General features: G+C 66.4%; 28 protein-coding genes, 3 tRNA genes and 3 pseudogenes. 22 read left to right on the top strand and 12 right to left on the bottom strand.

Annotated elements, in window-relative coordinates; genetic code table 11:
* Positions 1-234 precede the first annotated feature (234 nt).
* The 4 genes from QMO14_RS17310 to QMO14_RS17295 are packed head-to-tail and all read left to right on the top strand — an operon-like array spanning position 235 to position 3,006.
* Complete coding sequence (locus QMO14_RS17310; RefSeq protein WP_301508637.1) at positions 235-1,107, top strand: methionine ABC transporter ATP-binding protein; 873 nt, start codon at positions 235-237, stop codon at positions 1,105-1,107.
* The gene (locus QMO14_RS17305) at positions 1,100-1,762 is read left to right on the top strand and encodes a methionine ABC transporter permease (protein WP_301508636.1); all 663 of its coding nucleotides are present in this window, start codon (positions 1,100-1,102) and stop codon (positions 1,760-1,762) included. Before QMO14_RS17310 ends, QMO14_RS17305 begins: the two co-directional genes overlap by 8 nt.
* Before the next feature lie 31 nt (positions 1,763-1,793).
* Positions 1,794-2,621, top strand: coding sequence for a MetQ/NlpA family ABC transporter substrate-binding protein (locus tag QMO14_RS17300; RefSeq protein ID WP_126183395.1), 828 nt, complete (start codon positions 1,794-1,796; stop codon positions 2,619-2,621).
* A gap of 34 nt (positions 2,622-2,655) precedes the next feature.
* On the top strand, positions 2,656-3,006 hold the full coding sequence (locus QMO14_RS17295; protein ID WP_301508632.1) for a hypothetical protein: 351 nt from the start codon (positions 2,656-2,658) through the stop codon (positions 3,004-3,006).
* 276 nt (positions 3,007-3,282) lie between these two features.
* Here the strand turns inward: QMO14_RS17295 and QMO14_RS17290 are convergent.
* The 3 genes and pseudogenes from QMO14_RS17290 to QMO14_RS17280 form a co-directional block, all read right to left on the bottom strand.
* A pseudogene (locus tag QMO14_RS17290) lies at positions 3,283-3,576 on the bottom strand (LLM class flavin-dependent oxidoreductase); the annotation flags it as partial.
* Between the two features lie 130 nt (positions 3,577-3,706).
* Positions 3,707-4,390 (bottom strand): annotated as a pseudogene (locus QMO14_RS17285) (MetQ/NlpA family ABC transporter substrate-binding protein).
* A gap of 114 nt (positions 4,391-4,504) precedes the next feature.
* Positions 4,505-5,407 (bottom strand): LysR family transcriptional regulator, encoded by a 903-nt coding sequence (locus tag QMO14_RS17280; protein WP_301508631.1) that lies wholly within the window; start codon positions 5,405-5,407, stop codon positions 4,505-4,507.
* A 127-nt stretch (positions 5,408-5,534) separates the two neighbouring features.
* On the opposite strand from QMO14_RS17280, the gene QMO14_RS17275 reads away from it, so the two are divergent.
* A complete protein-coding gene (locus QMO14_RS17275) occupies positions 5,535-6,545 on the top strand; it encodes an aldo/keto reductase (RefSeq protein WP_301508629.1) in 1,011 nt (336 codons plus the stop codon).
* Here the strand turns inward: QMO14_RS17275 and QMO14_RS17270 are convergent, their stop codons facing one another.
* On the bottom strand, positions 6,546-7,484 hold the full coding sequence (locus QMO14_RS17270) for an alpha/beta fold hydrolase (protein WP_301508626.1): 939 nt from the start codon (positions 7,482-7,484) through the stop codon (positions 6,546-6,548).
* 131 nt (positions 7,485-7,615) lie between these two features.
* Between QMO14_RS17270 and QMO14_RS17265 the strand changes: the two genes are divergently transcribed.
* Positions 7,616-8,677: an aldo/keto reductase gene (locus tag QMO14_RS17265; protein ID WP_301508624.1), complete on the top strand. Its 1,062-nt coding sequence runs from the start codon at positions 7,616-7,618 to the stop codon at positions 8,675-8,677.
* Positions 8,678-8,681: 4 nt separating this feature from the next.
* On the opposite strand, the gene QMO14_RS17260 is transcribed toward QMO14_RS17265, so the two are convergent.
* Positions 8,682-9,290: a hypothetical protein gene (locus QMO14_RS17260; protein ID WP_301508622.1), complete on the bottom strand. Its 609-nt coding sequence runs from the start codon at positions 9,288-9,290 to the stop codon at positions 8,682-8,684.
* A gap of 91 nt (positions 9,291-9,381) precedes the next feature.
* On the opposite strand from QMO14_RS17260, the gene QMO14_RS17255 reads away from it, so the two are divergent.
* From QMO14_RS17255 to QMO14_RS17245, 3 genes are all read left to right on the top strand, one after another.
* Entirely contained in the window at positions 9,382-9,876 is a 495-nt protein-coding gene (locus tag QMO14_RS17255) for an aminoacyl-tRNA deacylase (protein ID WP_301508621.1), read from the top strand.
* Positions 9,877-9,973: 97 nt separating this feature from the next.
* On the top strand, positions 9,974-10,612 hold the full coding sequence (gene plsY / locus QMO14_RS17250; protein WP_301508620.1) for a glycerol-3-phosphate 1-O-acyltransferase PlsY: 639 nt from the start codon (positions 9,974-9,976) through the stop codon (positions 10,610-10,612).
* Positions 10,613-10,639: 27 nt separating this feature from the next.
* The gene (locus tag QMO14_RS17245) at positions 10,640-10,993 is read left to right on the top strand and encodes a RidA family protein (protein WP_132802791.1); all 354 of its coding nucleotides are present in this window, start codon (positions 10,640-10,642) and stop codon (positions 10,991-10,993) included.
* Between the two features lie 127 nt (positions 10,994-11,120).
* Here the strand turns inward: QMO14_RS17245 and QMO14_RS17240 are convergent, their stop codons facing one another.
* Together QMO14_RS17240 and QMO14_RS17235 are read right to left on the bottom strand one after the other, a co-directional pair.
* Positions 11,121-11,765, bottom strand: a complete 645-nt coding sequence (locus tag QMO14_RS17240; RefSeq protein ID WP_301508619.1) for a TIGR02281 family clan AA aspartic protease — start codon at positions 11,763-11,765, stop codon at positions 11,121-11,123.
* 16 nt (positions 11,766-11,781) lie between these two features.
* Positions 11,782-12,267, bottom strand: a complete 486-nt coding sequence (locus QMO14_RS17235) for a YajQ family cyclic di-GMP-binding protein (protein ID WP_301508618.1) — start codon at positions 12,265-12,267, stop codon at positions 11,782-11,784.
* A gap of 47 nt (positions 12,268-12,314) precedes the next feature.
* On the opposite strand from QMO14_RS17235, the gene murB reads away from it, so the two are divergent.
* The gene (gene murB / locus QMO14_RS17230) at positions 12,315-13,367 is read left to right on the top strand and encodes a UDP-N-acetylmuramate dehydrogenase (RefSeq protein WP_301508617.1); all 1,053 of its coding nucleotides are present in this window, start codon (positions 12,315-12,317) and stop codon (positions 13,365-13,367) included.
* Positions 13,368-13,371: 4 nt separating this feature from the next.
* Complete coding sequence (locus QMO14_RS17225; protein WP_301508615.1) at positions 13,372-14,208, top strand: hypothetical protein; 837 nt, start codon at positions 13,372-13,374, stop codon at positions 14,206-14,208.
* Between the two features lie 71 nt (positions 14,209-14,279).
* Here the strand turns inward: QMO14_RS17225 and argG are convergent, their stop codons facing one another.
* The 4 genes from argG to QMO14_RS17205 all read right to left on the bottom strand — a co-directional run bounded on the left by argG (position 14,280) and on the right by QMO14_RS17205 (position 17,252).
* On the bottom strand, positions 14,280-15,620 hold the full coding sequence (gene argG, locus QMO14_RS17220; protein ID WP_301508613.1) for an argininosuccinate synthase: 1,341 nt from the start codon (positions 15,618-15,620) through the stop codon (positions 14,280-14,282).
* 159 nt (positions 15,621-15,779) lie between these two features.
* Complete coding sequence (locus tag QMO14_RS17215; protein ID WP_301508612.1) at positions 15,780-16,106, bottom strand: pyrimidine/purine nucleoside phosphorylase; 327 nt, start codon at positions 16,104-16,106, stop codon at positions 15,780-15,782.
* A 125-nt stretch (positions 16,107-16,231) separates the two neighbouring features.
* A complete protein-coding gene (locus QMO14_RS17210; protein WP_301508611.1) occupies positions 16,232-16,840 on the bottom strand; it encodes a hypothetical protein in 609 nt (202 codons plus the stop codon).
* Between the two features lie 58 nt (positions 16,841-16,898).
* The gene (locus tag QMO14_RS17205; protein WP_301508610.1) at positions 16,899-17,252 is read right to left on the bottom strand and encodes an ArsC family reductase; all 354 of its coding nucleotides are present in this window, start codon (positions 17,250-17,252) and stop codon (positions 16,899-16,901) included.
* A 36-nt stretch (positions 17,253-17,288) separates the two neighbouring features.
* Between QMO14_RS17205 and folC the strand changes: the two genes are divergently transcribed.
* The 11 genes from folC (at position 17,289) to QMO14_RS17150 (ending at position 25,540) form a co-directional block, all read left to right on the top strand.
* Positions 17,289-18,596 carry a bifunctional tetrahydrofolate synthase/dihydrofolate synthase gene (gene folC / locus QMO14_RS17200; protein WP_301508609.1) on the top strand — a complete coding sequence of 436 codons (1,308 nt, stop codon included), beginning with the start codon at positions 17,289-17,291 and terminating at the stop codon, positions 18,594-18,596.
* An 81-nt stretch (positions 18,597-18,677) separates the two neighbouring features.
* Positions 18,678-19,553, top strand: a complete 876-nt coding sequence (locus QMO14_RS17195; protein WP_301508608.1) for an SPOR domain-containing protein — start codon at positions 18,678-18,680, stop codon at positions 19,551-19,553.
* 21 nt (positions 19,554-19,574) lie between these two features.
* A complete protein-coding gene (locus QMO14_RS17190; RefSeq protein ID WP_301508607.1) occupies positions 19,575-20,060 on the top strand; it encodes a CvpA family protein in 486 nt (161 codons plus the stop codon).
* 12 nt (positions 20,061-20,072) lie between these two features.
* Positions 20,073-21,575 carry an amidophosphoribosyltransferase gene (purF, locus tag QMO14_RS17185; protein ID WP_301508605.1) on the top strand — a complete coding sequence of 501 codons (1,503 nt, stop codon included), beginning with the start codon at positions 20,073-20,075 and terminating at the stop codon, positions 21,573-21,575.
* A gap of 11 nt (positions 21,576-21,586) precedes the next feature.
* Positions 21,587-22,813, top strand: coding sequence for an O-succinylhomoserine sulfhydrylase (locus QMO14_RS17180; protein WP_301508603.1), 1,227 nt, complete (start codon positions 21,587-21,589; stop codon positions 22,811-22,813).
* Positions 22,814-22,817: 4 nt separating this feature from the next.
* Positions 22,818-24,206, top strand: a complete 1,389-nt coding sequence (gene gltX / locus QMO14_RS17175; protein ID WP_301508602.1) for a glutamate--tRNA ligase — start codon at positions 22,818-22,820, stop codon at positions 24,204-24,206.
* Between the two features lie 36 nt (positions 24,207-24,242).
* Positions 24,243-24,318 (top strand) — tRNA-Ala (locus tag QMO14_RS17170).
* Between the two features lie 48 nt (positions 24,319-24,366).
* A tRNA-Glu gene (locus QMO14_RS17165) sits at positions 24,367-24,442 on the top strand.
* A 69-nt stretch (positions 24,443-24,511) separates the two neighbouring features.
* Positions 24,512-24,588: transfer RNA gene (locus tag QMO14_RS17160), tRNA-Asp, on the top strand.
* A 276-nt stretch (positions 24,589-24,864) separates the two neighbouring features.
* Entirely contained in the window at positions 24,865-25,107 is a 243-nt protein-coding gene (locus QMO14_RS17155) for a hypothetical protein (RefSeq protein WP_301508600.1), read from the top strand.
* 55 nt (positions 25,108-25,162) lie between these two features.
* Positions 25,163-25,540, top strand: coding sequence for an HU family DNA-binding protein (locus QMO14_RS17150; RefSeq protein WP_301508689.1), 378 nt, complete (start codon positions 25,163-25,165; stop codon positions 25,538-25,540).
* 79 nt (positions 25,541-25,619) lie between these two features.
* Here QMO14_RS17150 and QMO14_RS17145 read toward each other — a convergent pair.
* Positions 25,620-25,888, bottom strand: a pseudogene (locus QMO14_RS17145) (transposase); the annotation flags it as partial.

The raw sequence follows: 25,888 nt of genomic DNA, 5'->3' as shown, positions 1-25,888 counted from the left end.
GCGCGAATCGAAAAAAGGAGGGCGCGAATGTGGCATTGCCCGGCGCAGAAGGGAACGAACCAATGCGCATATCGATATGGCGTGTCGCGCCCGCTACGGGTTTCTCTTATGTGCGCATCCATATAAACAGCATCCTTTTTGTTCGTTCCCTTTCGGTGCGTTTCTTTTCATACTCGGCACCTTTTTGCGAACCTACGCGAACTGCGCCACCCGCGCAGGCCGCGCTTCTTCTCCATGACCCACCCTACGCCTGACCAGGGCCGCGGCGCTCACGCGGCGCCAGTCATCCGTCTCCAATCGGTGCAGAAATCCTTCGCCTTGCCCAACGGGGAGGTGTTCGACGCCGTGCATTCGCTGTCGCTCGACATCCAGCAGGGCGACGTGTTCGGCCTGATCGGCAAGAGCGGCGCCGGCAAGTCCACGCTGCTGCGCCTCATCAACCTGCTGGAGCGGCCCGACGCGGGCCGCGTCTTCGTCGGCGGGCGCGACCTCACCACGCTCTCGCGCAGCGAGCTGCGCGACACGCGCCAGAACATCGGCATGATCTTCCAGCAGTTCAACCTGCTGCAGAACGCCACGGTGTTCGACAACGTGGCCTTCCCGCTGAAGATCCACGGCCGCCACTCCAAGGCCGAGATCGACGCCCGCGTGCGCGAATGCCTGGTCCTGGTCGGCCTGGCCGAGAAGATCGACACCTACCCGGCCCAGCTCTCCGGCGGCCAGAAGCAGCGCGTGGCCATTGCCCGCGCGCTGGCGCCGCGCCCGCAGGTGCTGCTGTGCGACGAGCCCACCTCCGCGCTCGACTCCGAAACCACGCGCTCGCTGCTGGAGACGCTGCGCGACATCAACCAGAAGATCGGCGTGACCATCGTGATCGTCACGCACGAGTTGTCGGTGGTCGAGGTGCTGTGCCGCAACGTGGCCATCCTCGAGAAGGGCAGGCTGGTGGAGCAGTTCGCGGTCGACGCGGCCGGCGACGCCGAGCGCAAGACCGCGCTGGGCCGCGAGATCGACGAGCTGGTGCGCCGCCGCGAACGCGAGGCGCGCGAATCCCGCGTGCAGCAGGCGCCGGCCCAGTTCGGCGCGCAGGAGCTGGCCTATGTTTGAGAACATCGCCCCCATCCTCCCCGAGCTGTGGATCGCCACCGGCCAGACCTTCATGATGCTGGCCATCGGCCTCTCGGCCGCCGTGCTGATCGGCGGACCGCTGGGCATCCTGCTGTTCCTGCTGGGCCCGGGCCAGTCGCTCGAGAACAAGCCCACGTTCCTGATGCTCAACTGGCTGGTGAACACGGTGCGCTCGTTCCCTTTCATCATCCTGCTGGTGGCGCTGGTGCCGTTCACGCGAGTGATCGCGGGCACTTCCATCGGGCCTCTGGCGGCCGCTGTGCCGCTGTCGTTCGCGGCCATTCCGTACCTGGCGCGGCTGGTCGACCAGTGCCTGCGCGAAGTGCCGCGCGGCGTGATCGAGGCGGCCCACGCGATGGGCGCGACCGAGCTGCAGATCGTCTGGCGCGTGCTGCTGGTGGAGGCGCGCTCGGGCCTGGTGCTGGCGCTGACGGTGCTGGCCGTGAGCTTCCTCTCGTATTCGGCCGTGGCCGGCGTGGTGGGCGGCGGCGGCATCGGCGACCTGGCCATCCGCTACGGCTACTACCGCTTCCAGACCGACGTGATGGTGCTCACCGTGGCGCTGCTGGTGGTGCTGGTACAGATCCTGCAATTTGCCGGCAATGCCACGGCCCGCAGGCTCGACAAGCGTTGATTCCTTCTTTCTCCCAAGCTTTCCCTATCTCATGAAGACCGTTTTCCTGCGCCGTTCCGTTCTCGCCCTGTCGCTGGCAGCCCTTTCCCTGGGCGGCCTCTCGCTGCAGGCCCATGCGCAAGACCCCGCCAAGAAGAACCTGGTGATCGGCGGCACCGCCGGCTCCAACGCCGACCAGCTCAAGCAGGGCATCGTGCCCATCCTCGAGAAGAAGGGCTACAAGGTGAAGCTGGTCGAGTTCAATGACTACGTGCAGCCCAACCTCGCGCTGGCCCAGGGCTCGCTCGACGCCAACTTCTTCCAGCATCAGGTCTACCTGAAGAAGTTCGCGGCCGACCAGAAGCTCGATCTCGCCGAGCTGGTGCAGGGCCCGATCGCGCCCATGGGCGTGTACTCGACCAAGCGCAAGACGCTGGCCGATGTGAAGGAAGGCGACCGCGTGACGCTGCCGAACGACCCGAGCAACCTGGCCCGCGCGCTGGTGCTGCTGGAGCAGAACAAGCTGCTCACGCTGAAGACCGGCATCGATCCGCTGCGCGCCACCGAGAAGGACGTGGCCGAGAACCCGAAGAAGCTGAAGTTCATTCCGCTCGAAGCCGCCCAGCTGCCGCGCTCGCTCGGCGACACCGAGTACGCCATCGTCAACGGCAACTTCGCGATCTCTTCGGGCCTGAAGCTCACCGAGGCCGTGGTGCTGGAAAAGACGCCCGACTACTACCTGAATGTGGTCGCCGTGAAGACCGCCGACAAGAACACCCAGTGGGCCAAGGACATCGCCGACGCCTACCGCTCGAAGGAGTTCAAGGCGGTGGTCGACAGCAAGTTCCAGGGCTACGCCAAGCCCAGCTTTCTGCAATAAGCCTCCCTTCCTTCTTTCAGTAAAAGGACACCCCATGCCCGTTCTGGCCGTATTCGATGCCCAGGGAAACTGGAGCGACACGCATGTGTGCGACGGCTGGATCACCGAACGCCTTGCCGGGCAGGGTGTGAGCTGGGGGCGCGGCAGGAAGAAGGGGCAGCGCGTGCTCGAGAGTGCGGGGCTGTTCTATCTGCCGACTGACGACGGCTATCTCGGGTTGCTGCTGGAGGCGGGCGAGTGGGCTTCGGTGCCGGCGGGCAAGCCGCATTTCTTCGATGCGGGCGAGGCTGAGTCGCTGGAAGGGCTGCCGGCCTCGCTGCCGCTGTTCGAAGCCTTCGTCGAGGAAGTGTTGGCCCTGACAGGAAACGACGCCGACGAAGAGTGATTCGGGCGGTTTCCGGGGCCGTGCCCAGGCCGCCGGGTACTCCCCTCCGCGAATGTCCCCCGCCCTTCGGGCTCCTCCTTTATTTCGCTGCGGGGAGCACCCGACGCCCTGTGCACATGGAAGCTCCGCTTGTGCCGGTGGTTTGACTGCCGCGCTCATCGATCACGACGATGGGGTGCCTTGCGCAGCGAAATACAGGAGGAGGCCGAAGGGCGGGGGAGGTTCGCGGAGCAAGGTACCCCGACGGCGTGATCGTCCCCTGAACAACAAGCCTTTTCAGGCTGCCAGCCGCTGCGCCGTTCGCCCCGCGGGCCGCGGCAGCCCCAATTGATCGCGCAGCGTGCGTCCCTCGTATTCCGTGCGAAAAATCCCGCGCTTCTGCAGGATCGGCACCACCCCTTCGACGAAATCCTGCAGCCCGTGCGGCAGCGCGTCGGGCATCAGGTTGAACCCGTCGGCGGCGCCAGCCGTGAACCAGCGTTCGATGTCGTCCGCGATCTGCTCCGGCGTGCCGACGATCACGCGGTGCCCGCCACCGCCCGCGAGTTCGCGGATCAACTGGCGCACCGTGCAGCCGGTAGCCGGCCCATGCCGGGTTGGCCCTGAAGAAGCGCTGGAACTCGGCCGACTGGTAGGCGGCCGCGATGTCCTGCGCGAATTTCGCGCTCTCTTTGCTGCGTTTGACGGCCACCATGTTCACCTAGGGCAGGGTCATGTTCTCCAGCTTCAGCGCCTCGGTGAGCTTCAGGCCCGAGGCGATGGCGAAGTTGCCCTGCACGGCGGCGATGTCGGCGTCGGCCAGCGAGCGCGGGGCCTGCGCGGCTTCGAGCGGGACCAGCTTCAGGCGCCTGGGGTTGGCCACGATGTCACGCTCGGACACCGAGATCGGGCTCACGCCCGGCTTGAGCGTCACCCAGCCAATGCCCGCGAGTATGTTGAGCGCGCGCGCCGCGTTCACCGGATCGGAAGGCAGCGTGACCGTGGCGCCGTCGGGCACGGTGTCGAGCGACTTGTGGCGCTGCGAGTAGAGGCCCATCGGCGGCGTCGGCACGTGCACCACCGGCAAGAGGTCGAAGCCCTGCTGCCTGTTGGTGGCGTTGAGCTACAGCGTGTGCTGGAAGATGTTGGCGTCGATCTGCCCGCGCTCCACCGCGTCGTTGGGCTGCACGCCTTGGCTGAACTCGACGTACTTGACGGTGTAGCCCAGCTTCTTCAGCTGGGGCTCGATGCCGTTGGTGAATGCATCGCGGTACGGGCCGGGCATGAAGCCCACGCGCAGGTCGGCGGCGTGAGCGGAGAGCTGGGCCGCGACGCCCAGGGCAAGGCCGCCGAGCAGCGGGGCGAAGCGGCGCAGCCACGACGGCGCGCGCGAAGAGGAAGACATGACGACAACTCCAGGGGGGCGGCGAAAGGAGTTGGGCACTCCAGGACGCGGCGGGCGCTGCGCGAACGAAGATTCGCGTGCTTGGTTGTCCGCTGGGCAAATATCCGGCGGACATCAGCCGGACTGGCCTTCGCCCTTCAGGAAATCGACAAAGGCCCGCAGCGGCGCCGGCATGTGCGTGCGGCTCGGGTAGTAAAGGAAGGGCCCCGAGAAGCTCTGCCACCAGTCTTCCAGGACCGGGGCGAGCGTGCCCCGGTCGATGGAGGGGCGCAGGTACTCGTCGAAGGTGTAGATCACGCCCAGGCCCGATTCGGCGGCATGCAGCTCCAGGTCGAGCGCCGACGCGATCAGCGGTCCGCTGGGCGTGATCTTCACCGTCTTGCCCTTGCGCACGAAGCCCCAGGCCGCGAGCACGCCGCTGGGAAAGCGGTGACCGATGCAGGTGTGCCGCAGCAGGTCGGTCGGGTGCCTGGGCACGCCGTGCTGGGCGAGGTAGTCCGGCGATGCAGCTGCCACGAAGCGCTGCGTGCGTGGGCCCAGCGGCACGGCGATCATGTCGCGGGCGATGCTCTCGTCGTAGCGGATGCCGGCGTCGAAGCCCGCCGCGAGCACGTCGATGAAGGTGTCGTTGGTCGTGATCTCCAGTGTGATGCCCGGATGCGTGCGCAGGAAGCGGCTGGCCAGCGGCGGCAGCACGCGCTGCGCCACGATGGTCGGCACGTTGAGCCGCAGGGTGCCGGTGGGGCTTTCGCGAAAGCTGTTGAGCGTGTCGAGCGCGCCGGCGATGTCGTCCAGCGCAGGCGAGATGCGGTCGAGCAGGCGCTGGCCCGCTTCGGTGGGCGTGACGCTGCGCGTGGTGCGGTTCAGCAGGCGCACGCCCAACTGCGCTTCGAGCCGGCGCATGGCCTCGCTGAGCGAGGAGGGCGACACGCCGCGCAGTGCGGCGGCGCCCCGGAAACTGCGCGCGCGGGTGACGGCCACGAAGGCGCCCAGGTCGGAAAGCTCGGGCTCGTTCATGGCGCAATTGTGCGTTTTTCCGCACAACCCGTGCAGGGGCGGACGGATTATCGAACGGTGCCTTTGCTTCCAGACTACCGCCATGCCGCTCGCCATCGCGTCCGGCCCCTCTGAAAGGAACGCTTCGATGAACACACTCCAGCTCGGTACCGCCGGCCCCAAGGTTTCAGCCATCGGCCTCGGCTGCATGGGCATGTCGGGCATGTACGGCCCCTCCGACCGCGCCGAAAGCATCGCCACCATCCACGCCGCCATGGACGCGGGCATCACGCTGCTCGACACCGGCGACTTCTACGGCAGCGGCCACAACGAAATGCTGATCGGCGAGGCGCTGAAGGGCCTGAAGCCCTCGCAGCGCGACGCGGCGCTGGTCAGCGTGAAGTTCGGCGCCATGCGCGACCCAGCCGGCGGCTGGGTCGGCTACGACGCGCGGCCGGCGGCGGTGAAGAACTTCGCGACCTACTCCCTGCAGCGCCTGGGCGTGGACCACATCGACATCTACCGCCCCGCGCGGCTCGACCCGAACGTGCCGATCGAGGAGACCATCGGCGCCATCGCCGACCTGGTGAAGGCGGGCTACGTGCGCCACGTCGGCCTGTCGGAAGTGGGCCCGCAGACCATCCGCAAGGCGGCGGCCGTGCACCCGGTCTGCGACCTGCAGATCGAGTATTCGCTGATCTCGCGCGGCATCGAGGACGAAATCCTCGCCACCTGCCGCGAGCTGGGCATCGGCATCACCGCCTACGGCGTGCTGTCGCGCGGCCTCATCAGCGGGCACTGGACGAAGGACAGTGCGGGCGAAAAGGACTTCCGCGCGCACAGCCCGCGCTTCCAGGGCGAGAACGTGGATCGAAACCTCGCGCTGGTCGAGGCGCTGCGCAAGATCGCCGATGCAAAGGGCGTGAGCGTGGCGCAGATCGCCATCGCGTGGGTGGCGGCGCAGGGCGACGACATCATTCCGCTGATCGGCGCGCGGCGGCGCACGCGGCTCGACGAGGCGCTTGGTGCGTTGAGCGTGAAGCTGGGCGCCGACGATTTCGCCGCCATCGAGCGCGCGGTGCCGAAGGGCGCTGCCGCCGGTGACCGCTATGCGGCGGCGCAGATGGTCAGCCTGGACAGCGAGCCGCGTCGAGACTGATCAGACCGCCAGGAACTCCTCGATCATCCGCGCCACGATCCGCGGCTGGTCGTGGTGCAGCATGTGCCCCGCGTCCTCCAGCCGCTCGATGCGCACGTTGCCGACCGACTTCAGCCGCTCGTGGAACTCGTCGAGCGTGTAGCGGTTCTTCCACCAGCCGTGCAGGCTGTCGTCGGAGGCCTCGACCATCAGCAGCGGTGCGGTGATGCGCGCATAGAGCGCCAGCGTCTCGTCGACGCGGAAGATGTGCGCGTTGACGATCTTGTGCGCCGCGTCGCCCAGGATCTGCCAGCGCTCGCTGCCGTCGGGCTGCGCGTGGTTCACCGACCAGTGGCTGGCGAGCCAGGCGGCCTTGTCGGGCGTTAGGCGCGGGTTGGTCTTCATGAGGCGGCGGGCCACGCCGTCCACGGCCGAGTAGCCGGCCAGCGCCATTTCGCCGCGGTGCAGGCGCTTGAGCTCGTCGATCCACTGGCCGTAGCGCGCTGGCGCTTCATCGGGCTTGCGCGCGGGCATGCCGAAGCCTTCGAGGTTGATCAGGCGCCGGATGCGGTGCGGCCGCACGCCGGCGTAGTGCATGGCGACGTTGCCGCCCATGCTGTGGCCGACGAGGTCGATCTGCCGGCTGCCTTCTCCATCCAGGCCTTCGCCGACGTAGTGGTCCAGCAGCCATTCGAGGTCCGCCAGGTAGTCGGCGAGCCAGTAGTTGTCGACGCCGCCGCCGTCGGTGAGGCCGAAGCCGCGCCAGTCGGGGGCGATGATGAAGCGGTCTTCCTCCATCGCGTCGACCACGAACTGCCACGACGCCGCCACGTCCATCCAGCCGTGCACCAGCACCAGCGGCGGACGCTCGTCGGAAGGCTGGCCCCACAGCCGCACGTGGTAGCTGAGGTTGCGCACGGGCACGAATTCGCTGCGGGAGGGGCGGAGGGCTTGGTACATGGGCGTCGATGATAAGGAGGCCTTTGTACTGACGCAGTCCGCCACACGACAGCTTGCCGGCAGGCCGCGCGGCGCTCGGGTTTTGGCGCGGCGGCCGGCGGGCCGCGAGACGGGGCGGTAGCATCCCGCGCATGAAAAAGATCCAACTCGGTCAGAGCGACCTGCGCGTCACCCCGATCTGCCTCGGCACGATGACCTTCGGCGAGCAGGTCGACGAACCCACCTCCCATGCCATCCTGAGCCGCTCGCTGGAGCGGGGCGTCGACTTCATCGACACCGCCGAGATGTACTCGGTGCCCACGCGCAAAGAAACCTACTCCCTCACCGAGACCATCATCGGCAACTGGTTTGCCGCCAACCCCGGCGCGCGCCAGAAGCTGGTGGTCGCGACCAAGGTGGCCGGCCCCTCGCGCGGCATGCCCTGGGTGCGCGAAGGCAGCGGCATGACGGCCGCCGACATCGAGGCCTCGTGCAATGCCAGCCTGAAGCGGCTGCGCACCGACGTCATCGACCTCTACCAGATCCACTGGCCCGAGCGCCACGTGCCGCTCTTCGGCAACATCTACTACGACCCGGCCAAGGAAACCTCGAAGACCTCCATCCACGAGCAGCTCGAAGCGCTGGGCAAGCTGGTGAAGGCGGGCAAGGTGCGCGCCATCGGCCTGTCGAACGAAACGCCCTACGGCGTGCACGAGTTCGTGCGGCTCGCCGAACAGCATGGCCTGCCGCGCGTGGCGACGGTGCAGAACGTGTACAGCCTCATCAGCCGCGGCTACGAGAACGGTCTCGATGAAACCATGCACCGGCTGGGCGTGTCGCTGCTGGCGTACTCGCCGCTGGCCTTCGGCCTGCTGACCGGCAAGTACGACCAGAGCGGCATCGAAGGGCCCGATGCGCCCAAGGGGGCGCGCATCTCGAGCTACGAATCGGTGCGCAAGCAGCGCTGGGGCCGCCCCGATTCGCTGCGCGCCGCCAGGCGCTACAACCAGCTCGCCCGCGACAACGGCCTGACGCCCACGCAACTGGCGCTGGCCTTCTGCTACACGAAGTGGCAGGTGGCGAGCACGATCATCGGCGTGACCTCGCTGGCGCAGCTGGAAGAAGACCTGGACGCGTACGGCACCACGCTGTCGCCGGAAGTGCTGGCGGAGATCGACAAGATCCGCTGGGAAATCCGCGATCCGGCTGCCTGATTCATCAGCGCGCGCACTCGCCGTTCGCGGCCGCCAGGGCGAGCGCGGGCAGGCTCAGCAGGCCCATGCCGCCGCCCTTGAATTCGCCCTTCCTGCAATCGCCGTGAGCGGCGTTTGCGACGCCTGAGCTCAGGCGCGAATCGAAGGCGGAGCGCGAATTGCCGTTGATGTCCTGACCGGCTCGATCGGCGAAGGAGCGTTCGCGCCCGATGTCGCGCAGGGCGCGGCGGGTGCTTTCCGAATGGAGGATCAGTGGCGGCGCGGGTGCATCGCTCGCGGCTTGCGATGACGCAGCGGTGGCGGCGGGGGCTTCGGGCGCGGCGATCGATCTGGTGCGAGCGGATTGAGGCGGGCGCCCGACGGCCGGGCGCGGCGGCGATGCTGCCTCTTTGCGTGGCGCCGGATCCACTTTTGCGGGAGGCTCCGCTCTCACCATCTGCACGGCGATGCGTTTCGCCGCACCGGCAATGGCCCCATGGGGCTTCGTGGCGATCACCAGAAGCCAGAGCACCGCCGCGTGCATTGCCGCGACCGCCAGCACGAGCGCCATGAGGGCGCGGCGGCGCGGCGGATGGAACGGAATCGCGTCCGCCGGGGCTGGCGTATGCTGCATGGCTCGACCGGAATTCGATGTGGTGCGGCAGATTCTTGCTGCGGTGCACCAGGTTTTCTGAAGTGATCCTGAATCCGAAATTGCCACCCAGATGGCCAAGAAGAACACCCACACCTCCGAGACACCCGCCACGCAACTGCTGCGCGCGCACAAGATCGTCTTCACCGAGCACCCCTACGAATACGTCGAGCACGGCGGCGCGCAGCGCGGTGCCGAGATGCTGGGGCTGGACCCGTTCACCGTCATCAAGACGCTGGTGATGCAGGACCAGGACGCCAGGCCGCTGATCGTGCTGATGCACGGCAACCGCACGGTGTCGACCAAGAATCTCGCGCGGCAGATCGGCGCCAAGTCGGTCGAGCCCTGCAAACCCGAGGTGGCGCAGCGGCACAGCGGCTACATGGTGGGCGGCACCTCGCCCTTTGGCACGCGGCGCGAGATGCCGGTGTACGTGGAGTCGAGCATCCTGGAGCTGCCGCGCATCGTGCTCAACGGCGGGCGGCGCGGCTACCTGATCGGCATCGATCCGCAGGTGTGCGTGGCGCTGCTGGGCGCGAAGCCCGTGCAATGCGCGCTGGCAGAATAGCCGCCGCCATGGCGACGTCACTGTCTTCCGATTTCAATCGCTGCCTCAGGCGATCGTCGCCGAACAGAACAACAACCATCCCCCGCGGAGTGCCGTCTTGAGCTTCACCTTGCCTTCCATCATTGCCATCGTGGCGTCGTACCTGATCGGCTCGCTTTCCTTCGCGGTCATCGTCAGCAAGGCGCTCGGCATGGCCGATCCGCGCAGCTACGGCAGCAAGAACCCCGGCGCCACCAACGTACTGCGCTCGGGCAACAAGGGCGCGGCGCTCGCCACGCTGCTGCTCGACGCGCTCAAGGGCTGGGTGCCGGTGTTTCTGATCCATCAGTTCGGCGCGCGGTGGGGGCTGGGGGAGGGCGTTGCAGCCGTGGCCGGCGTGGCCGCGTTCCTCGGCCACCTGTACCCGGTGTTCTTCGGCTTCCAGGGCGGCAAGGGCGTGGCCACGGCCGCAGGCGTGCTGGTGGGCATCGCGCCATGGCTGGGGCTGGCCACCGGCGCCACCTGGCTGATCATTGCCGTCTTCTTCCGTTACTCGTCTCTGTCGTCGCTGGTGGCCGCCTTCTTCGCGCCGGCCTACTACCTGATCGGCGGCGGCATCGCCTGGCCGCTGGACCGCACCGCGCTGGTCGCGATCATCGTCATGAGCCTGCTGCTGATCTGGCGGCACCGCGAGAACATCCGCCGGCTCGCGGCCGGCACGGAGTCGAAGCTCGGCTCCAAGAAGAAGACCACCTGAAACCGAACACGAGAAGGAACACGATCCATGGCTTCCATTACCCGCTACCACGTCGGTCCGCGTCTGTCGGAGACGGCAGTGCACAACGGCACCATCTACCTCGCGGGCCAGGTGCCCGACGACACCACGCAGGACATCCGCGGCCAGACCACGCAGGTGCTCGGCATGGTCGACCGCCTGCTGGCCGAGGCCGGCAGCGACAAGTCGCGCATTCTCATGACGCAGATTTTCCTGGCCGACATCAACGACATCACCGCCATGAACGAGGTGTGGGATGCCTGGATCCCGGCCGGCAACACGCCGCCGCGCGCCACCGTGCAGGCCAAGATGGCCAACACGGCCTACAAGATCGAGATCGTGGTGACCGCAGCTCAGGCTTGAGCCTGGGGCTGAACGTTCAGGATTCTTTCGCGAGGGCCGCCGCGCACGGCCGCCCGAAGCGGCCGGCTCGCCCCCGGTAGGGGGCTGGCGAAGCGCACGCAGTGCGCCCGGCCTGGGGGCGAGCCAATCAGTACCGCTTCTCCAGGACCATCTGGTCCGCGTCGCGGCGCATCGAGAAACGGGTGATGAAGCTGTTGCCCAGCAGTACGTAGGGCATGGCTTGCGGCGAGACGATGGCGTCGATGTCGTACACCTCCACGTCGCCCACGCGCACCGACTGAAGGCGCAGCCTGTAGCCGGTGGCGGTGCCGTTGGCGGTGTTCATCAGTACGCGCTGGCCTTTGCTGTAGTCCAGGCCGATGCGCTGGGCGTCGTCGGCCGACAGCGCGATGGTCGTCGCTCCCGTGTCGAGCATGAAGGTGACCGGCCGGCCGTTGATGGCGCCCTGCGTCATGAAGTGCCCGCGGCTGTCGGCCGGCAGCACGATGCGGCTGCCGCCGCCTCCGCCACCACCTCCGCCGCCGATGCTCACCGGCGTGTCCATGCGCAGGCTGACGCGCTTGCCCTCCAGCTCGACCACGGCCTGCTCGGCCTGCAGCGAGATCAGCTTCACACCCTGGTAGCTCTCGCCGACCGCCACGGTCTTGGGCGGATTGCCGTTGACGATCAGGATCGCGCGGCTGCCGATGCTGCCGGTCAGCGTGACCGAGCCGGCCGCGTGCGCCACGGCGGCGGCAGCCAGGAACTGCGCTGCGACGACGAGGGCTTTCATGGGGGGCGGTGTCCGCTCAGTCGCGAAAGTTGTTGAAAGTGAGCGGCATGTCCGGCACGTCCTTCTTGATCAGTGCCATGGCCGCCTGCAGGTCGTCGCGCTTGGCGCCGGTGATGCGCACAGCATCGCCCTGGATCGCGGCCTGGACCTTGAGCTTGCTGTCCTTGACGATGCGGGTGATCTTCTTGGCCTGCTCGCTCTCGATGCCGTTCTTGATCTTGATGACCTGCTTGACCTTGTCGCCGCCCATTTTCTGGACGTCGCCCTTGTCGAGGAAGCGCACGTCGACGCTGCGCTTGGTGAGCTTGTTGCGAAGGATGTCTTCGACTTGCACGAGCTGGAACTCGGCGTCGCCGATCATGGTGATTTCCTTGTCCTTGAGCTCGACGGCGGCGGCCGTGCCCTTGAAATCGAAGCGCGTGGCGATTTCCTTGGCGGTGTTCTCGACTGCGTTCTTCACCTCGGGAAGGTTGGGTTCGCAGACGGTATCGAAGGACGGCATGGACTCTCTCCTGAATTCTTCACGGGTGCAGATGCGACAATTCTCCCATGATCGTGGAGTCCAACGTCCCGCTGCAGCCCTACAACAGCTTCGGCATCGTCGCGCGCGCGCAGCACCTGGCGCGCATTGCCGGCGAGGCCGATCTGGCCGCGCTGCGCGACGATCCGGCATGGCGCGACGCGCCCCGTTTCGTGCTGGGCGGCGGCAGCAACATCGTGCTGACGGGCGACGTGAAATCGCTGGTGCTGAAGGTCGAAATCAAGGGTCTGCGGCTGCTGGAAGAAACGTCCCGCGCATGGATCGTGGAAGCCGGTGCCGGTGAGACCTGGCACGATGCCGTCGAGTGGATGGTGCGCAACGGCTATCCCGGGTTGGAAAACCTGGCGCTCATACCGGGTACGGTGGGTGGCGCGCCGGTGCAGAACATCGGCGCCTACGGCGTCGAACTGCAGGACCGCTTCGATTCGCTGGACGCCTTCGACTGGGAAACCGGCCGCAGCTTCAGCCTCGACGCGGCTCAGTGCGCCTTCGGCTATCGCGATTCGGTCTTCAAGCATGCGCGCAGCAGCCCGAGCGACTTCGGCCTGGCGGGCAGGGCGGTGATCACCCGGGTGCGCTTTCGGTTGCCCAAGCCATGGAAACCGGTGGCCGGCTATCTCGACCTCGAGCGCAAGATGGAGGAAACCTCCAACTTCACGCCGAGCGCCCAGGACATCTTCGACTGGATCTGCGCCATCCGCCGCGCCAAGCTGCCCGACTGGCGCGTGCTGGGCAACGCCGGCAGCTTCTTCAAGAACCCGACGGTCACGCCCGAGCAGTGCGCAGACATCATCGCGCGCGACCCGAAGATCGTTCACTACCCGATGGACGACGGCAGCATCAAGCTGGCGGCCGGCTGGCTCATCGACGCCTGCGGCTGGAAGGGCAAGTCGGTGGGCAATGCCGGCGTCTACGAGCGGCAGGCGCTGGTGCTGGTCAATCGCGGCGGCCGCGAGAACCCTGTGACCGGCGGCGAGGTGATGACCCTCGCCAAGGCTATCCAGACCAGCGTGTACGAGCGCTTCGGCATCCGGCTGGAGCCGGAGCCGGTGGTGGTCTGACGGCATGGATCTCGACTTCCTGCACCTGAATTTCCGCCGCCGCATCGGCGCCCTGGTGTGGGCCCGCCGTGCAGTGCCCGTGGTCGCGCTGCTTGCGCTCGTTCTCGGAACGCGCCGCTGGGGCTCGATGGTGGCGGTGATCGTGGTGGCGCTGCTGTTCGCGGCGGTGCTCAAGTTCCTCGAAACCAGTCTGCGGCGCCAGTTCATCCGCGAGGCACGGCTGCCGCCCTTCCTGGTCGGCAAGCTGTGCCAGGCGCATCCGCAGCTCAGCCGGCGCGACGCCGAGCTGGTGCTGCGCGGCTTGCGCCAGTTCTTCATGGCGCACCTGCGCAGCGACCGCAAGTTCGTGGCCATGCCCTCGAAGGTGGTCGACACGGCCTGGCACGAGTTCATCCTGCACACGCAGGGCTACCAGAACTGGTGCAAGGCGGCCTTCGGCGGCATGCTGCACCACAGCCCGGCCGAGGTGCTTGGCAGGGACGCCAAGCGCAACGACGGCCTGCGCCGCACCTGGTACTGGGCCTGCAAGGAAGAGAGTATCGATCCGCGCAAGCCCGCGCGGCTGCCGCTGCTGTTCGCGCTGGACATCAAGTTCTCGATCGAGGGCGGCTTTCACTACATACCCGACTGCCGGGCGGTCGAGCGGCATATCGGCTCGGATGCCCACTGCGGCACCAGCTTCGGCGATTCATCGTCGGACGGCGGCAGTTCGGGCGATGCCGGCGGCTTCGGCGGGAGCGAGTCGTCGAGCAGCGGCGGCGATGGCGGCTCCGGTGATGGAGGCTCGTCCGATGGCGGCGGCGGATGTGGAGGCGGCTGCGGCGGAGGTGGCGGGGACTGAAGCCCGCGCATCGCCCATGAAGAACGGGCCCCGAGGGGCCCGTTGTCATTGGAGGCCGTGATGGCCGTCGATCAGCTCGCGTCGCCGTCGTTCGCCAGCTTCGGCAGCGCAGCGCCTTCGTTCGGCGACAGCAGGCCGACCTGCGTGTAGATGCCCAGCTTCTCGCGCGTGTCGGCGATGTCCAGGTTGCGCATCGTCAGCTGGCCGATGCGGTCCAGCGGCGTGAACGCACCTTCGACCTTTTCCATGCTCAGGCGCTCGGGCTTGTAGGTGAGGTTGGCCGACTCGGTGTTCATGATCGAGTAGTCGTTGCCGCGGCGCAGCTCGACCGTCACCTCGCCGGTGATGGCGCGCGCCACCCAGCGTTGTGCCGTCTCGCGCAGCATGATGGCCTGCGGGTCGAACCAGCGGCCCTGGTAGAGCAGGCGGCCCAGCTTGCGTCCGTTGTCGCGGTACTGCTCGATGGTGTCCTCGTTGTGGATGCCGGTGACCAGGCGCTCGTAGGCGATGAACAGCAGCGCGAGGCCGGGAGCCTCATAGATGCCGCGGCTCTTGGCTTCGATGATGCGGTTCTCGATCTGGTCGCTCATGCCCAGGCCGTGGCGTCCGCCGATGCGGTTGGCTTCGAGGATCAGGTCGACCAGGTTCGAGTAGCGCACACCGTTCAGCGCGACCGGCACGCCTTCCTCGAAGCGCACCGACACGGTCTCGCGCTTGACCTCGACCTCGTCCTTCCAGAAGGCCACGCCCATGATGGGCTGCACGATCTGGATGCCGCTGTTCAGGTGCTCCAGGTCCTTCGCTTCGTGCGTGGCTCCGAGCATGTTGGAGTCGGTGGAGTAGGCCTTCTCGGCCGACATCTTGTAGGCGAAGCCGGCCTTCTGCATGAACGCCGACATCTCGGCGCGGCCGCCCAGCTCGTCGATGAAGACCTGGTCGAGCCAGGGCTTGTAGATCTTGAGGGCGGGGTTGGTCAGCAGGCCGTAGCGGTAGAAGCGCTCGATGTCGTTGCCCTTGTAGGTGCTGCCGTCGCCCCAGATGTGGACGTCGTCTTCCTTCATGGCCGACACCAGCATCGTGCCGGTGACGGCGCGGCCCAGAGGCGTGGTGTTGAAGTAGGTGACGCCTGCGGTGGTCACGTGGAAGGCGCCGGCCTGCAGGGCGGCGATGCCTTCGTTGGCCAGCTGCGCGCGGCAGTCGATCAGGCGGGCGTTCTCGGCGCCGTAGAGCATCGCCTTGCGGGGGATCTCGTCGTAGTCGGGCTCGTCGGGCTGGCCGAGGTTGGCGGTGTAGGCATAAGGAATCGCGCCCTTGTTGCGCATCCAGTGGAGCGCCGCGCTGGTGTCCAGGCCGCCGGAGAAGGCGATGCCGACCTTCTGGCCGGCGGGAACGTTTTGGAGGATGGTCGACATGATGGGAGTTCCGTTGGTGTTGGCGCGGTTCAATGGTTCATGACATTCGTGGCGCGGCTGTGTGCCGTGGATACCGTGGAACCGGCTTCGCCGGGCCACTGGTATCGCCCCCTGCAAGGGGGTTGGAGAAGCGACACGAAGTGCGCGAAGCCTGGGGGTTTACCCAAAATGACAGATGTAGCTGTAGGGCTCGCCCGTCACGCGGATCTTGAAGCTCGAGTTGCCGGGCACGTTGAATTTCTGGCCGGGGCCCGAGGCGACCCATTCGTCGGTGCCCGCGAGCTGGTATTCGCAGCTGCCGGCGGTGCCTTCCATGATCTCGGGAGCGCCGGTGTTGAAGGTGAGGGTGGACGGCAGGATCACGCCGACCGATTTCTTGGTGCCGTCCGCGAGCGTGAGGCTGTGGCTCACGCATTTGCCGTCGAAATACACATTGGCCTTGGTGGCCACTGCGGCGCTGTTCAGAGAGTCGGTAGTCGTCGTCATTGGGTGGCGCCGGCGCTTTGGTGGCCGGCGAATCGAGGACGCACCGCACCGGCGGCGCACCCGTCAAGGGTTGGAAAAGTCCTCGATTTTAGGGGCTTGGGCGCTGCAGCCCGCCAGCCCCCGCCTCAGCGGTGCCAGCCGCCGCGGTAGCCACCCCAGCCGCGATAGCCGTAGCCACGGTAGTGGCCGCCGCCCCAGCCGCGCGAATAGCCCAGGTTCAGCGAGATGCCCACCGGTGGGTAGACGTAGGGATAGGCATAGGGATACGTATAGGCTGGCTGCACGTAGACCGGAGCGGTGTACACGGGCGCCGGCTGGTAGACCGGGGCGGGGGCGTTGGATACGACCACGCCGGGCTCGGGCACCACGTTGTCCCACGGCGAACCGCCGGATTGCGGGGCGTAGCCACCATTGCTGGCCTCGACAGGATAGGGCTGCAGCCGCGGCTGCGGAGCCACCGGGGAGGTCGTCACACCCGTCACCCCATAAGCGCTGGCCTGGATTGGAATGGTCGCGCCGGGTCGGGTGTTCATGCGGGTGGTGTACTGGCGGCCGTTGTATTCGTACGTGACGTTGTAGTTCACATCGCTGCCGGTCGTTTCGCGGATCGGGGTGGCGGAGATCACCCGGGCCTGGACCACCTGGTTCTGCTGCGCATGAACGAGGCCTGTGCCGGCGGCCAGCATGCCGGCGACCGAAATGCCTGCGAGAGTGCGGAAACTGCGATTTTTCATGGTGTGTCTCTCCTGCTGATCGAGATTCGACGCCCCCTGACAGACCGGGTTCCGCGATTTACACGGCGTTGACAGCCCAGGCTTCGGCATCGAAGCCGGTCGTAACAGGTTTTTTCGGCCCCCAGTCGACCACCGGCCGCTTGATCAGGCTGGGGTTGGCCAGCAGCACGGCACGGGCCGATGCGGCGTCGGCCACGCCCTCGCGGGTGGCGTCGTCGAGCTTGCGCCAGGTGGTGCCCTTGCGGTTGACCAGGGCCTCCCAGCCGGGCTTCTTCAGCCATTGGTCGAGCTCGGCCTCGGGCACGCCCTGTTTCTTGAAATCGTGGAAGGTGTATTCAATGCCGTGTTCGTCGAGCCAGGCGCGGGCGCGCTTGACGGTGTCGCAATTCGGAATGCCGTAGAGGGTTGTCATGCCCGCGATGATGCCCCGGCCGACGGGTCGGCGACAATGCCCGCCTCCATGGAAACCCTGAACGACTGGCTCGAGCGCGCCGAGCGGCTCCACCCCAAGAACATCGAACTCGGGCTCGAGCGCGCCAAAGAGATGGCGCAGCGCATCGGCCTGCGCTTCGGCTGCCCGGTGATCACCGTGGCCGGCACCAACGGCAAGGGCTCGACCTGCGCCATGCTCGAGTCGATCCTGATGCACGCGGGCTACCGCACGGCGGTGTTCACCTCGCCCCACCTGGTGCACTTCGAGGAACGCCTGCGGCTGCGGGGCGAAGCCGTAGATGCTTCCAAACTGATAGCAAGCTTCGAGGTGGTGGAAAAGGCCCGGGGCGAGATGGCCCTGACCTACTTCGAATTCACCACGCTCGGCATCCTGCACTGCATGACCGAGGAAAAGCCCGACGTGGCGATCCTCGAGGTGGGCCTGGGCGGCAGGCTCGACGCGGTCAACATCGTCGACACCGACTGCGCGGTCATCACCAGCATCGACCTCGACCACATGGAATACCTCGGGCCCGACCGCGAGAGCATCGGCTTCGAGAAGGCCGGCATCATGCGCCCGGGCAAGCCCGCCATCGTGAGCGACCCGATGCCCCCGCAGAGCGTGGTCGACCACGCCAATGCGATCGGCGCCGATCTCTGGCGCTTCGGAACCGACTTCAATGTCGCGGGAGACAAGCAGCAGTGGGGCTGGTCGGGCCGCGGGCGGCGCTACAGCGGGCTGGCGTATCCGGCGCTGCGCGGGGCCAACCAGCTCGTCAACGCAGCCGGCGTGCTGGCGGCGCTCGAGGCGCTGCGCCCGCAACTGCCGATCACGGCGCAGGCGGTGCGCAACGGCCTCGCGATGGTCGAGCTGCCGGGCCGCTTTCAGATCGTGCCCGGGGAGCCGGCGCTGGTGCTCGACGTGGCGCACAACGCACATGCCGTGGCCGCGCTGGCCGAGAACCTCGACGCGATGGGTTTCTATCCCACCACGCACGGCGTGTTCGGCGTGATGGCGGACAAGGATCTCGCGCCCATCCTGGCGCGCATCGGCCCGCTGATCGATCGCTGGTACTTCGCCGACCTGCCCACGCCACGCGCGGCCAAGGCGGCCGACCTGCTGGCTGCCTGGCAGGCCCAGAACACGCGCACCGACGCCTCCGGCAGCGTGCATGCAGGACCGATGGAAGCACTGCGCGCGGCCATCGGGCAGGCAGGGCCCGCTGATAGAATCGTGGTCTTCGGATCGTTCTTCACCGTGGGTGGCGTCCTCGAAAACGGCACCCCCCGGCTGCAAGCCAAACACCTGTCGCCGGGCGGCTGATCGTCGGGCCTTAAGCATCGGCTGGCATCGTCCGGCACCTTCCGGCATCACCTCGCTGCACTCCTCCAGGGATCGAACTTCATGGCGTTTTTCAAGTTCCGCACGCGCGGCCCGCAAGGCAACGAAGGACGCAGTGCCCCCGCCGCAGTCCCCGCGGAAAGTGTCGAAACCATGCGTCGGCGTGCGCGCCACCGGCTGCTCGGCGCGGCGGTGCTGGTGCTGCTGGGCGTAATCGGCTTCCCGCTGCTGTTCGACACCCAGCCGCGGCCCGTGTCGGTCGATATCCCCATCGAGATTCCAGACCGCAACAAGGTCAAGCCGCTGCCCGTGCCGGCAACGCCCGCGCCCGCCACGAGCAGCATCACCACGCCGGCCGCGCCCGACAACGGCAGTTCGCGCTTGGCATCCGCCTCGTCTTCCAGCGGCATGATCACGGAAGCCGCCGACGGCACCGAGATCGACCCTGGCAAGCCGGTCGCCAGCACAACCGCGGCCCCGGCACCCGAGCGCAAGCCGGACCCCAAGCCCGAGCCCAAACCCGAGCCGAAGCCCGAACCCAAACCCGAGCACAAGCCGGAACCCAAACCGGAGCCCAAGCCGAAGCCTGAACCCAAGCCCGAGGCCAAGCCGAAGCCCGCCGCCGTCGACGATGGCGCCCGCGCCCGCGCGCTTCTCGAAGGCAAGCCCGTCACCGCGACGGCCGCCAAGCCCGCAGCCGCCGACGAGGCCGGCCGCTTCGTGGTGCAGGTCGGCGCCTTCGCCGATGCGGACAAGGCGCGCGAAGTGCGCCAGAAGCTCGAAAAGGCCGGTCTCAAGACCTACGTGCACGTGGCCAAGACGGCAGGCGGCGAGCGCACGCGCGTGCGTGTCGGTCCCTTCAGCTCGCGTGCCGAGGCCGACCGTGCGGCCGAGAAGGTCAAGGGCTTGTCTTTGCCGGCCGCGATCCTCACGTTGTAAGAGTCGTTTCCTGCCGTTGCCGTGGCCTTGCTCGACTGGATTGCCGTCGCGCTCATCGGGGTGTCGATGCTTTTCGGCCTGATGCGCGGGCTGGTGTTCGAAGTGATTTCGCTGATCGGATGGGTGGCTGCCTTCATCGTCGCGCAGTGGCTGGCTTCGGGCGTCGCGGCATGGCTGCCTTTCGGCGATCCGCAGGGGGCCTGGCGCTATCCGCTGGCCTTCGTGCTGGTATTCGTTGCGGTGGTGTTCGGCGTGGGGCTGGTGGCCGCGCTCACGCGCAAGTTGATCACGGTCGTGGGTCTGCGGCCGGTGGACCGGATTCTGGGAGCGGCGTTCGGCGCGGCGCGGGGCGTGGTGGCCCTGCTCGTGTTAGCCGTCGTTGTTCATTTGCTGGTGTTGAGCGACAGTGTCTGGTGGCACGAATCGCGCAGCGCCATTGTTCTCGATGCGGCATTGCAGGGCCTCAAGCCCTCGTTGCCTGAAAAGTTGGCAAGCTACCTGCCCTGAGAGGAATTGTTCATGTGTGGAATCGTCGGCGTTGTCAGCAACGCACCCGTCAACCAGCTGCTCTATGACGCGCTGCTGCTGCTGCAGCACCGCGGCCAGGACGCCGCAGGCATCGTCACGCTGCAGGAACGCAAGTTCTTCATGCACAAGGCCAAGGGCATGGTCCGCGACGTGTTCCGCACGCGAAACATGCGCGCGCTGCCGGGCAGCGTGGGCCTGGGCCAGGTGCGCTATCCGACCGCCGGCAACGCCTATAGCGAGGAAGAGGCCCAGCCCTTCTACGTGAACGCGCCCTTCGGCATCGTGCTGGTGCACAACGGCAACCTGACCAATGCGCATGCACTGCGCTCGGAACTGTTCTCCACCGACCATCGCCACACCAACACCGAGAGCGACTCCGAAGTGCTGCTCAACGTGCTGGCCCACGAACTGGAGCGCGCCTCGCGCGGCGTGCCGCTGCATCCGGCCGAGGTGTTCGCCGCGGTCAAGAACATGCACAAGCGCCTGCGCGGCTCGTATGCCGTGGTGTCGCTGATCGCCGGCCATGGCTTGCTCGCTTTCCGCGACCCCTACGGCATCCGCCCGCTGTGCATGGGCCGCAGCGCTGACGGCACCGTGATGGTGGCAAGCGAGTCGGTCGCGCTGGAAGGCTCGGGGCATGTGTTCGAGCGCAACATCAATCCGGGCGAAGCCGTGTTCATCGACCTCGAAGGCAATGTGCATTCGATGCAGTGCGCCGAGGCGCCGACGCTGAACCCCTGCATCTTCGAATTCGTGTACCTCGCGCGTCCGGACTCGGTGCTCGATGGCATCTCGGTCTACCAGGCGCGCCTGAACCTCGGAGAGACGCTGGCCAAGCGCGTGGTGTCGACCGTGCCGCCGAACCAGATCGACGTGATCATCCCGATCCCCGAGTCGAGCCGCCCGAGCGCCACCCAACTGGCACACCTGCTGGGCGTGCCGTACCGCGAAGGCTTCGTGAAGAACCGCTATGTCGGCCGCACCTTCATCATGCCGGGGCAGGGCGTGCGCAAGAAGTCGGTGCGCCAGAAGCTCAACGTGATCGGCAGCGAGTTCAAGGGCCGCAACGTGCTGCTGGTCGACGACTCCATCGTGCGCGGCACCACCAGCCGCGAAATCGTGCAGATGGCGCGCGACGCCGGCGCCCGCAAGGTCTACCTCGCCAGCGCCGCGCCGCCGGTGCGCTACCCCAACGTCTACGGCATCGACATGCCGACCAAGGACGAACTGGTGGCGCACGACCGCACCATCGAAGAAATTCGCGAACTGATCGGCTGCGACGCGCTGATCTACCAGGACGTCGATGCCATGAAGCGCGCCATCGGCTCGCTCAACACCAAGCTCGACGGCTTTGACGCATCGTGCTTCGACGGCGTGTACGTGACCGGCGACATCGACACCGACGCCATCTCGCGCATGAACGGCAACCGTCCGCGCATCGAAGAGACTGAAGAGGATTCCTCGCGCCTCGCGCTTCCCAATCACAGCGAGTGAGAGCAGACGAAGTGACCGACGAAGAACGAACATTGCCGCCCGGGCTGCATCCCGAGACGCTTGCCCTGCGCACCGGTCTCGCGCCGAGCCAGTACGGCGAGCATTCCGACGCGCTTTTCCTGACCAGCGGCTTCGTGCAGCCCGACGCCGAGACCTCGATGCGCCGCTTCGCCGGCACCGAGCCGGGCTTCACCTACTCGCGCACCTCGAACCCGACCGTGACCAGCTTCGAGCAGCGCATCGCAGCGCTCGAAGGCACCGAAGCGGCCATCGGCGCATCGACCGGCATGGGCGCGATCCTGATGATGTGCATGGGCCTGCTGAAGGCCGGCGACCATGTGGTCTGCTCGCGCTCGGTGTTCGGCTCCACGCTGAACCTGTTCGGCAAGGAGTTCGCCAAGTTCGGCGTCGAGACTACCTTCGTGTCGCAGACCGACGTGGCCGAATGGCGCGCGGCGGTCAAGCCCAATACCAGGCTGCTGTTTGCAGAGACGCCGACCAATCCGCTGACCGAGGTCTGCGACATCCGTGCGCTGGCCGACGTGGCGCATGCGGCGGGTGCGCTGCTGGCGGTGGACAACTGTTTCTGCACGCCGATCCTGCAGCGTCCGGCGGCGCTGGGTGCCGATCTCGTCATCCACTCGGGTACCAAGCATCTCGACGGGCAGGGCCGTGTGATGGCTGGCGCGATCTGCGGCCCCTCGAAGCTCATCGTCGACGTGTTCGGGCCCATCGTGCGCACCGCCGGCATGGCGCTGGCGCCGTTCAACGCGTGGGTCGTGCTCAAGGGCATCGAGACGCTGGGCATCCGCATGAAGGCGCATTGCTCGAACGCGATGGAGATCGCGCAGTGGCTCGAGAAGCAGCCAGGTGTTGCGCGTGTCTATTACCCTGGGCTCGCTTCGCATGCGCAGCACGAACTGGCGATGCAGCAGCAGTCGGGGCAGGGCGGCGCGGTGGTGTCGTTCGACGTGGTTGGCGACTCGCCCGAGACGGCGCGCGCCAATGCCTTCCATGTCATGAACAGCACGCGGGTGGTGAGCCTCGCCACCAACCTCGGCGACGTGAAGACCATCATCACCCACCCCGGCACCACCTCGCACGGCCGCCTGACCGAGGCGCAGCGCCAGGCTGCAGGCATCGGCCAGGGGCTGATCCGCCTCGCGGTTGGCCTCGAACACGTCGAAGACATCAAGGCCGACCTCGCGCGCGGCCTGAGCACACTGAATCAACCATAACGAAATGACCGGCAAAGTACGCACCCGCATCGCACCATCCCCCACGGGTTTTCTTCATCTGGGCACGGCTCGCACGGCCCTCTACTCGTGGGCCTATGCGCGCCACTACGGCGGCGAGTTCGTGCTGCGCATCGAGGACACCGACGTGGCCCGTTCCACGCAGGACTCGACGGACCAGATCCTCGCGTCGATGCACTGGCTGGGCCTCGAATACGACGAAGGCCCGATCTACCAGATGCAGCGCCTGGAACGCTATCGCGAAGTGATCGCGCAGATGCTCGCGGCCGGCACGGCTTACCACTGCTACTGCACGCCGGCCGAGCTCGATGAGATGCGCGAGGCGCAACGCGCGCGCGGCGAGAAGACGCTGTACGACCGCCGCTGGCGCCCCGAGCCGGGCAAGGTGCTGCCGCCCGTCCCCGAAGGCGTGCCGCCGGTGGTGCGCTTCTGCAATCCGCCCGAAGGCGATGTCACGTGGAACGACCTCGTGAAGGGCGAGATCACGATCAACAACCGCGAGATCGACGACCTCATCATCCTGCGGCCCGATGGTGTACCGACCTACAACTTCGCGGTCGTTGTCGATGACTGGGACATGAACATCACGCACGTGTTCCGCGGCGACGAGCACATCAACAACACGCCGTGGCAGATCAACATCTTCCGCGCGCTTGGCGCACCGCTGCCCCAGTTCGGCCACGTGCCGGTGATTCTTGGCGACGACGGACAGAAGCTGTCGAAGCGTCGTGGCGCAGTGAGCGTCACTGCCTACGAAGACAACGGCTATCTGCCGGAAGCCATGCTCAACTATCTCGCGCGCCTCGGCTGGAGCCACGGCGACGACGAGCTCTTCACCCGCGAGCAGATGGTGAGCTGGTTCGACGGTTCGCACCTGTCGAAGAGCCCCGCGCAGTGGGACGCGGCAAAGCTCGCGTGGGTCAACGCGCAGTACATCAAGGCGAAGAGCGGCGATGAACTCGCACCGCTCGTTGCAGCACAGTTGCAAAAGCGCGGCATCGTTGCAGACGGGCGTTTGCCCGCGATCTGCGCGCTCTTCAAGGATCGTTGCGACACCACGTTGGCATTGGCCAACTGGGCTGCAGCGTTCTATGGGGACATCACGGTGACCGAAGCCGATCGCGCGCAGCACATCACCGATGCAGTGAAGCCCGCAATCGCAACGCTCGTCGAAAAATTGATGACGGTCACGTGGGATAAGGCCTCGATCGCAGTTATGATCAAGGAAGTCCTCGCGACACACGCATTGAAGATGCCGGTGTTAGCGATGCCAGTACGAGTGCTTGTGTTGGGAACTTCACAGACACCGTCCTTGGATTCAGTCCTCGAAATTCTTTCTCGCGAAAAAGTTATCGAGCGATTGAAAAAGGCCTGAAAATTCGGGCTATAATCTGAGGCTCGACACCCACACGGGGGTATAGCTCAGCTGGGAGAGCGCTTGCATGGCATGCAAGAGGTCAGCGGTTCGATCCCGCTTACCTCCACCAGAGTGTCGAGATGGTTTGAGATGCTGATCGCAGCACGTCCAAGGTTTTGACCCTATCGTCTAGAGGCCTAGGACACCACCCTTTCACGGTGGCTACCGGGGTTCGAATCCCCGTAGGGTCGCCAGTTTCACTTCGGTGAAGCAGGCACGAGTCGTCAACACTCGGTTCCGCAAGGAGCGAACGTTGTCTACCAGGAGTGGTAGTTCAGTTGGTTAGAATACCGGCCTGTCACGCCGGGGGTCGCGGGTTCGAGTCCCGTCCACTCCGCCAGTCAGAAGCCCCTGCAGTCAGAAGCTGCAGGGGCTTTTCACTTTCTGGTTTCTTTTCTCGGGCTTCTTCCTGCGCTCGTTTGATCCTCTCGTTTCTATTGCGCCACACCATCGAAGTTGCCATTGGCCGGAGACAGTAAGACGCGAGTCGGAGTGCGCTCGGTAGTAGTGCGTGGCTCGCCATCTCGAAGAGGTCTGCGATGCGAAGTCTTGGTGCGGTCTTGAAGTGTGGCCGCAATCTTTCTTCGGGCGGTCTGCCGTGAGTTCGTGCACGACGATGTCCATTTCCGCTGTCGCCATTTCTGCGAGATTCGAAGCGTCCTTGCGAGTGGCCGGCCGCTTGGCGCGGATGTACAGGAACAGCCGTGATGTTGATGTGCGCATCCACTCGATGAGCGCCGCTGCGCAGGCAGAAGACATGCTCGAGGGCGCACACGAAACCCTTGCAAAAAACTTTGAAGCGACCGCGTTACATCTGGGCTCTCGCAGTCGAATAAACTCCGGCCCGCTTGCAGCTTGATTCGTGCTGCGCCGCCATAGGCAACATGGCGAAATCAAACCTATTAGGAACTCAGTTGAACCGCATCGAACTCGTCGAAAAAATCGTCACCGCCCACAACGTCAGCAAGGCAGAAGCCGCGCGCATCCTCGAGACCGTCACCGGCTCGATCGTCGCCGCAGTGAAGAAGGGTGATCCCGTCCAGATCGTCGGCTTCGGCACTTTCAAGCAAGTGGCGCGCGCCGCACGCTCGGGCTTCAACCCCAGCGCTGGCACCAAGATCAAGATCGCCGCACAGAAGGTGCCGAAGTTCGTGCCGGGCGCAGCCTTCAAGGCCGCCGTGGACCCCAAGGCTGCAAAGCGCAAGGCCGACGGCAAGGCTGTGGCTGCGAAGCCCGCAGCGAAGAAGGCCGCCGCTCCCGCCAAGAAGGCCGTGGCTGCCAAGAAGAAGTAAGAAGCAGTGATGCAGGCATCCCGGCCATGCGTCGACGATGTCCGATAAAAAACGGCCTCTCGAGGCCAATGCCGCTCAGTTAATTCTGAGCGGCATTTTTCTTGATGGGGTACCGCGTCTTGGTCATGCGAACGGCGCGAGGATATCGGCGTTCGCTGCGGCGGGGTGGAAGGACGAAGCGGCGGATGTTCTGGCGCATGGCGCGCAGCTTGGCGGGGATCGCACCGGGCGCAGTGCTGCTCGAACTCCAGAGCCACTCGTCGACGATGTAGCGCAAGGCCGTGATGAAGCTGATGCGACAAGGCTCGAGCTTGGCTTCGTCGGCGATGCGCGTGATTTCCAGACGGA

Source organism: Variovorax sp. CAN15, assembly GCF_030462475.1.
GTDB lineage: Bacteria > Pseudomonadota > Gammaproteobacteria > Burkholderiales > Burkholderiaceae_C > Variovorax.
Note: the sequence above shows the minus strand (reverse complement) of the source record. Positions and strands in the feature narration are given on the sequence as shown.

What these genes read in the sequence shown, in the direction of transcription:
- gltX (WP_301508602.1), top strand. Translation starts at nt 22,818, where the DNA reads ATGACCGGCAAAGTACGCACCCGCATCGCACCATCCCCCACGGGTTTT.
- QMO14_RS17210 (WP_301508611.1), bottom strand. Translation starts at nt 16,840, where the DNA reads ATGAAAAATCGCAGTTTCCGCACTCTCGCAGGCATTTCGGTCGCCGGC.
- QMO14_RS17275 (WP_301508629.1), top strand. Translation starts at nt 5,535, where the DNA reads ATGAACACACTCCAGCTCGGTACCGCCGGCCCCAAGGTTTCAGCCATC.
- QMO14_RS17235 (WP_301508618.1), bottom strand. Translation starts at nt 12,267, where the DNA reads ATGCCGTCCTTCGATACCGTCTGCGAACCCAACCTTCCCGAGGTGAAG.
- QMO14_RS17260 (WP_301508622.1), bottom strand. Translation starts at nt 9,290, where the DNA reads ATGCAGCATACGCCAGCCCCGGCGGACGCGATTCCGTTCCATCCGCCG.
- QMO14_RS17310 (WP_301508637.1), top strand. Translation starts at nt 235, where the DNA reads ATGACCCACCCTACGCCTGACCAGGGCCGCGGCGCTCACGCGGCGCCA.
- murB (WP_301508617.1), top strand. Translation starts at nt 12,315, where the DNA reads ATGATCGTGGAGTCCAACGTCCCGCTGCAGCCCTACAACAGCTTCGGC.
- QMO14_RS17255 (WP_301508621.1), top strand. Translation starts at nt 9,382, where the DNA reads ATGGCCAAGAAGAACACCCACACCTCCGAGACACCCGCCACGCAACTG.
- QMO14_RS17280 (WP_301508631.1), bottom strand. Translation starts at nt 5,407, where the DNA reads ATGAACGAGCCCGAGCTTTCCGACCTGGGCGCCTTCGTGGCCGTCACC.
- QMO14_RS17300 (WP_126183395.1), top strand. Translation starts at nt 1,794, where the DNA reads ATGAAGACCGTTTTCCTGCGCCGTTCCGTTCTCGCCCTGTCGCTGGCA.
- QMO14_RS17195 (WP_301508608.1), top strand. Translation starts at nt 18,678, where the DNA reads ATGGCGTTTTTCAAGTTCCGCACGCGCGGCCCGCAAGGCAACGAAGGA.
- QMO14_RS17295 (WP_301508632.1), top strand. Translation starts at nt 2,656, where the DNA reads ATGCCCGTTCTGGCCGTATTCGATGCCCAGGGAAACTGGAGCGACACG.
- QMO14_RS17270 (WP_301508626.1), bottom strand. Translation starts at nt 7,484, where the DNA reads ATGTACCAAGCCCTCCGCCCCTCCCGCAGCGAATTCGTGCCCGTGCGC.
- QMO14_RS17215 (WP_301508612.1), bottom strand. Translation starts at nt 16,106, where the DNA reads ATGACGACGACTACCGACTCTCTGAACAGCGCCGCAGTGGCCACCAAG.
- argG (WP_301508613.1), bottom strand. Translation starts at nt 15,620, where the DNA reads ATGTCGACCATCCTCCAAAACGTTCCCGCCGGCCAGAAGGTCGGCATC.
- QMO14_RS17305 (WP_301508636.1), top strand. Translation starts at nt 1,100, where the DNA reads ATGTTTGAGAACATCGCCCCCATCCTCCCCGAGCTGTGGATCGCCACC.
- QMO14_RS17240 (WP_301508619.1), bottom strand. Translation starts at nt 11,765, where the DNA reads ATGAAAGCCCTCGTCGTCGCAGCGCAGTTCCTGGCTGCCGCCGCCGTG.
- QMO14_RS17265 (WP_301508624.1), top strand. Translation starts at nt 7,616, where the DNA reads ATGAAAAAGATCCAACTCGGTCAGAGCGACCTGCGCGTCACCCCGATC.
- QMO14_RS17205 (WP_301508610.1), bottom strand. Translation starts at nt 17,252, where the DNA reads ATGACAACCCTCTACGGCATTCCGAATTGCGACACCGTCAAGCGCGCC.
- QMO14_RS17225 (WP_301508615.1), top strand. Translation starts at nt 13,372, where the DNA reads ATGGATCTCGACTTCCTGCACCTGAATTTCCGCCGCCGCATCGGCGCC.
- folC (WP_301508609.1), top strand. Translation starts at nt 17,289, where the DNA reads ATGCCCGCCTCCATGGAAACCCTGAACGACTGGCTCGAGCGCGCCGAG.
- QMO14_RS17155 (WP_301508600.1), top strand. Translation starts at nt 24,865, where the DNA reads ATGTCCATTTCCGCTGTCGCCATTTCTGCGAGATTCGAAGCGTCCTTG.
- QMO14_RS17245 (WP_132802791.1), top strand. Translation starts at nt 10,640, where the DNA reads ATGGCTTCCATTACCCGCTACCACGTCGGTCCGCGTCTGTCGGAGACG.
- purF (WP_301508605.1), top strand. Translation starts at nt 20,073, where the DNA reads ATGTGTGGAATCGTCGGCGTTGTCAGCAACGCACCCGTCAACCAGCTG.